Annotated in this window: 5 protein-coding genes; 2 read left to right on the top strand and 3 right to left on the bottom strand. The window is 34.5% G+C overall.

Annotated features, from left to right (window positions below; all coding sequences use genetic code 11):
- Window positions 1-272: 272 nt before the first annotated feature.
- Entirely contained in the window at window positions 273-2177 is a 1905-nt protein-coding gene (locus tag Q0L29_RS16825) for an alpha/beta fold hydrolase (RefSeq protein WP_296623537.1), read from the top strand.
- Window positions 2178-2236: 59 nt separating this feature from the next.
- Here the strand turns inward: Q0L29_RS16825 and Q0L29_RS16820 are convergent, their stop codons facing one another.
- Together Q0L29_RS16820 and Q0L29_RS16815 are read right to left on the bottom strand one after the other, a co-directional pair.
- Window positions 2237-2866, bottom strand: a complete 630-nt coding sequence (locus tag Q0L29_RS16820) for a FecR family protein (RefSeq protein WP_296623535.1) — start codon at window positions 2864-2866, stop codon at window positions 2237-2239.
- 83 nt (window positions 2867-2949) lie between these two features.
- Complete coding sequence (locus Q0L29_RS16815) at window positions 2950-4938, bottom strand: alpha-amylase family glycosyl hydrolase (protein WP_296623533.1); 1989 nt, start codon at window positions 4936-4938, stop codon at window positions 2950-2952.
- Window positions 4939-5076: 138 nt separating this feature from the next.
- On the opposite strand from Q0L29_RS16815, the gene Q0L29_RS16810 reads away from it, so the two are divergent.
- Entirely contained in the window at window positions 5077-5481 is a 405-nt protein-coding gene (locus Q0L29_RS16810) for an OsmC family protein (protein ID WP_296623531.1), read from the top strand.
- Between the two features lie 37 nt (window positions 5482-5518).
- Here Q0L29_RS16810 and Q0L29_RS16805 read toward each other — a convergent pair whose 3' ends face one another.
- Complete coding sequence (locus Q0L29_RS16805; protein ID WP_296623528.1) at window positions 5519-6028, bottom strand: hypothetical protein; 510 nt, start codon at window positions 6026-6028, stop codon at window positions 5519-5521.
- Window positions 6029-6100: the final 72 nt, after the last annotated feature.

Genomic DNA, 6100 nt, shown 5'->3' with positions numbered 1-6100 from the left:
CTTTGCTTAGCGTACTGTTTGACCCTACGGGCAGTTTTATCCAGTAAAAATGAATATCGGCTATATTTCTCGGCTTCTTGCATTTATAATTATTAGTATAGCAACAAATTTAATGCTTATTTCTGAATTCATCTTGATTTTGAAGTGATGTTTCAGATTAAAGATTTGAACCAATATCATTTTTATATTTCTCAAGAATGATAAATTTCACTCAAATATCACCATATTATTTTAAAAAAATCATAAATTGAGACACACTAAACCTACTGACTATGAAACCATTATCAATTTTTAGTACTATTTTACTAAGTTGTTTTCTTGTAAGTTGCAATCAACAGGAAGCCCAAGAAAAAGAAGAAGGAGAAGAAAAGCTCACCCAATATTCCATTGAAAAATTTTATGATAACATTAATTATTCAGGAGGATATTTTTCACATGATGAATCCAAACTATTGGTTTCTAGCAACGCAACGGGAATTTATAATCTTTATGCATTACATACAGATGGATCGGGTATGGATACACTTTCCAGCAATAAAGAAGAATCATGGTATGCCAATTCTTATTTCCCTAATGATGACCGTATCCTTTTTTCAGCCGATAAAGGCGGAAATGAAATCAGCCATATTTACTTATTGGACACCAATAATAACGTTACCGACCTAACTCCCACAGAAGAAGAAAAAGCTTCATTTATGGGGTGGGATAAGGATTTGAAAAGTTTTAAATACACATCCAACAAACGTGATCCTAAATTTTTTGACATCTATGAAATGGATATTGAAAATTTTGAAAGCAAGTTAATATTTGAAAATAATGCAGGTGCTTTTCCTTCAGAAATATCGGATGATAAAAAATATGTAGCTATAGAAAAACCTATTACAACTTCTATCAATGAATTGATCATAATTGAGGTAGAATCAGGGAATCAAACTAAAATCTCACCTGAAAATCCAACTGCAACTTACAGTGCTCAGGAATTTAGTTCTGATAGCAAATATTTATTTTATACTACCAATGATGGCAGTGAGTTCACCTACCTGAGTCGATATGATATTGAAAATAATACTTCTGAAAAAATTCATGAAACCGATTGGGACATTTGGTATGCTAACTACTCCTGGAATGACACCTACAGGGTGATGGGAATAAATGAAGATGCTAAAACTTCAGTGAAAATCACCAACACTAAAGAAAATGAAGAAATGCAACTACCGGAAATTAAAGGCGGAAATATAAATGGTGTAAACATATCTAAAAGTGAAAATAAAATGCGCTTATCGGTGGGAAGCTCCAAATCTCCTACTAATATTTATGTCTATGATTTCGAAAATAATGACCTCAAAAAGCTTACTGAATCTTTAAATCCAAATATGGATAAAGAAGATTTGGTAGAAGGTGAGGTAGTTCGCTATCCATCATTTGATGATTTAGAAATCCCTTCTATTTTATACAAACCTCATCAAGCATCAGTTGATAATAAAGTGCCTGTTTTAGTTTGGGTGCATGGCGGACCAGGTGGTCAAACACGCTTAAATTATTCTCCTCTAATGCAATACTTAGTCAATCATGGCTATGCTATCATAGGTGTGAACAACCGTGGTAGCAGTGGTTACGGTAAAACTTTTAATCGATTAGATGATCAGAAGCATGGCGAAGATGATTTAATGGATTGTGTTTATGCAAAGGATTATTTAGCCACATTGGATTGGGCGGACACTTCCAGAGTGGGGATAATCGGAGGATCTTACGGAGGCTATATGGTAATGGCAGCTTTAGCATTCCAGCCTGATGCATTTGATGTGGGCGTGAATATTTTCGGAGTAACCAACTGGATCAGAACACTTCGATCCATTCCAAGTTGGTGGGAAGCACAGAAGACCGCATTATATGAGGAATTAGGGAATCCAAATACTGAAGATTCAGTAAGGCTTCATAAAATATCCCCTTTATTCCATGCCGACAAAATCACCAAGCCGGTGATGGTATTGCAGGGAAGTAATGATCCTCGCGTATTACAAGTTGAATCCGATGAAATGGTGCAAAATGTGAGAGATAATGAGGTGCCTGTAGAGTATGTATTATTTGAGGATGAAGGTCATGGCTTTCGTAAAAAAGAAAATGAAATTGAGGGCTATGGAAAGATTAAAGAGTTCTTAGATGAGTATTTGAAATAATTGCAAAAACAATAGTCTCCTGAGTTAGCTATAAAACTAACTCAGGAGATTACTTAATTTCAATCTATAATTTTCTTAATACTCTTGCCGATTTGATCTCCTACCTCATCTATCTCTTCCCCTATTTTGCCAGCCTCTTTTTCAATTTCTTCAGCCTTTTGATTGAGCTTTTCATTCAAGCCTTTAGTCTTATCATTAACTTCTTTATCCAAGCGTTTCAATTCAATATGTAATTTAGTCATCCACTTTTTAAAGCTCATGGTAGCTTCACCTGTTTCAATTGAATCTCCCCCTTTTTCATAAGAAGCCATTTCTCCTGAAGATATATTTTTTGATTGCTCTCCAGCAGTAAATTGAATGCTTCCTTTTTCCACTTCAACTTCCATATCCTCATCATCTGATTTTACGCTGAATTCTGTACCTAATACTTCTATCTCACCTAATTTACCTGTTACGGTAAAAGATTTATCGGATGGTTCTACGGAAAAATAACACTCACCAGAAATAGCCACTTTACGTTGATTAAAAGCTTCAATATACTCTAATTCAGAATATTGATTTAAATATACTATGCTTCCATCTGGCAAATCCACAACTTCATAATTATCCTGAGTCGAAATTTTCTCTTTTGTACAAGCGGTAGTTAAAACCGAAAATATAATTAAACCGAATAAGTATCTATTTTTCATGATCAAATGACTTTTTAAAAAAAAGTAAAGATAGCAGAAAACTTTTAAACTGATTTAAACACTTCTTATCCAATCTTACATGTCTATTTCCTCTTCAATACCAAAGCTGTCCTGTTTACACAGTAAATTTTGATAAAATCTCCTCCCTCTTTTTTAAAGCTCTCATGAACAGTTGATTGATCTATCCTTTCATGGCCACCAAATTTAGCATCATCACTATTTAATAAATATTTAAATTCTCCTCCTTTGGGAACCCAAAATTCATAATCAGGAACTGAATTACTGGGATGAAAATTAAAGACAAAAATTAAATTTGCTCTTTCATAAATCAGGACTTTATTGGTTTCATCTATATTGAGCAGATTTGCAGGAGATGCTTGCAATACATTTTCTGATTTCAATACCTCTAGCATCGCTTCCTCAAAATCATTGAGGTAATGGTATTTCAGTTCTTTATTATCGACTAATGACCATTGTCTTCGGGCATATTTATAGCTCCAGTTATTGCCCTCTCTCGGAAAATCCATCCATTCCGGATGACCAAATTCATTTCCAATGAAATTCAAATATGCTTCTCCACCTGCTGAGGCTGTCACCAGACGAATCATTTTATGTAATGCTATTCCACGGTCGATAATCAAATTATCATCTCCCTTAGCCATGTGCCAATACATTTCTTTATCCATCAGCCAGAAAGCCAAAGTTTTATCACCTACCATGGCCTGATCATGTGATTCTGCATAAGCCACTGTTTTCTCACCATATCTTCTATTACCCAGCACATTCCAAATTTCCTGCATGCTCCACTCTTCATCTTGCTTATGCTTAAGCCATTTTATCCAGTTATCGGGTATTCCCATCCCTAATCGGTAATCGAAGCCTAAGCCGCCCTCTTGAATGGCTTGACAAGTGCCTGGCATTCCGCTCATATCTTCTGCTATGGTAATAGCATTAGGCTTAATTTCATGTATTAATGTATTAGCTAACTGTAAATATCGAACTGCGTCCCAATCTACTCCTTCTTTAAAATATTTATCGTAATGATCGAAACTCACATGTTCTCCATGGTGATAATAAAACATGGAAGTTACGCCATCAAAGCGGAATCCATCAAAATGAAATTCTTCCAGCCAATAATGAAGATTTGATAATAGAAAACGGGACACTTCTTCTTTTCCGTAATTAAATAACTTGGAATCCCATCCGGAATGATAGCCCCTTCCACCGTGATGGAAATATTGGTTTCCACTTCCATCAAAATCATTCAAGCCTTCAGAAAAATTCTTGACTGCATGAGAATGTACAATATCCATAATGACCGCAATTCCCATTTTATGAGCAGCATTCACTAAGGATTTTAATTCATCAGGAGTACCGAAGCGAGAAGAAGGTGCATAAAAATTAGCCACATGATAACCAAAAGATCCATAATATGGATGTTCTGCTACTGCCATTAACTGAATACAATTATAACCTAGGTGCTTTATTCTGGGTAAAATATTTTCTTCGAATTCCTTGAAAGTACCTACTCCTTCTTTTTCCTGTGCCATGCCCGGATGACATTCATAAATAACAGGATTTTTTATTTCAGATAGTTTAAATTTATCATCTGCCCACTTAAAAGTATTTTCAGGAGTCCAAACTCTTCCTGTAAAATCATAATCCTCCTCGTTTTGAGTGGCATATTTGATATAAGCTGGAATTCTGTCATGCTTTCCATTGGCAGAGGTAACCCTCACTTTAACCAAGGAAAGATGTTCTAAACCCTCATCTTTTTTAATTTCAACTTCCCAAATCCCTTTTTCATTTTTCTGCATAGGGTGAGCATTTTCATCCCATTTATTAAATTCCCCCACCAGTGATAGAGCTTGAGCTTCAGGCGCCCATTCTTTGTAGGAAAAACCATCTTTAGTTTTCTGGAAACCCAACTCTTGATGTCTGGATGTATAATTTAACAAACTTCCATGCTGAGAATTAATTCTATCCAGTTCCGATTTAAAATAATCAAACCGACTTTGGATATCGTATTCATAGGGGGCTAACCAAGGGTCATCTTTAATAATTTGTAACATTGATACGGATTTAGGCTTTTATAAAATTATGAAAAGATAATGGAATCTTACAGCGATTGAAAATATAAGTTATAAGCTTACGAATTTATTGATAAGATCGTAGCTTTGCGATTTGCTGAAAAAATTAATTATAAAGAAATGAGAATAATCACAAATATGCTGGCTCCTAAAGAATACGAGAGCAAAAATGAGTCGGGAAACATCTTGAATATTGACATGTATGACGCTAAGAGCAAGGATTACTTCTCTCCTATGGAAAGTCTTTTAGCTGCCTTAGCCTCTTGTGCATCAGTTGATTTAGTGGAAATGATCAAAAAAAGAAGGAAAGATTTATTTGATCTACAAGTGGAAACTATTGGAAATAGAAGAGAGGAACATCCAAGGGCATATGAAAGTATTCATATGATTTTTACTGCGACATCCAATAATTTAAAAGAAGATGAATTTATGAAATTGGTAGAATTGGCAGCCGGTAAATATTGCTCTATATCGGGTACTCTAAATGTAAAGGCTACTTATGAAATAGTGATTAAGAATGTATAATAAAAAAGGCTTTCTGTGATGAAAGCCTTTTTTATTATCAAGTTACTAAACCTGTTTTATAATCTATTTTTTGATATTCTTCTTTGCTTAACTTCAAATCCCTTCTTGCATTTTGAATTTCAGGACGAAAGAATGAGCTATATAATAACAAGCCGGTAAAAAGCGCCATTAAGCCGCTATGATAGGTCATTGCAAAAACTGCTACTGTTATGATTTGATAAATAGCTAAACCAATATACTTAATCAAAGTAGCATTTTTATACTTCCTCATTTTAGAAATCAACTCCTCATCCTGCGCAGCTATTTTATATTGTCTGGCTGCTAAAAAATGAAGAAAAACAATCTCAATAATGGCTAAAATTACGGTTATACCTACAACAGTACCCTCTATATCTGCAGGAATGCCAAGTAATTTTGCATTTCCATTTTCTGCCCTTAAAAAAACAATTGCAAAGAGAAACAAGGGTGCTGCTAAAAGACCATAATAGGTCATTTGCAATGATTGAAAAAATGATTCCCAATACTTAAAATCTGCTTTTTGATCCATAAATTAATTCAGCTTTTACTCTGCTGCAGAATCCAATAATTTCACTGCTGATAAGCCTAAGTGATCAACAAG

It is taken from the genome of Marivirga sp. (genome assembly GCF_024636815.1).
GTDB lineage: Bacteria > Bacteroidota > Bacteroidia > Cytophagales > Cyclobacteriaceae > Marivirga.
Note: the sequence above shows the minus strand (reverse complement) of the source record. Positions and strands in the feature narration are given on the sequence as shown.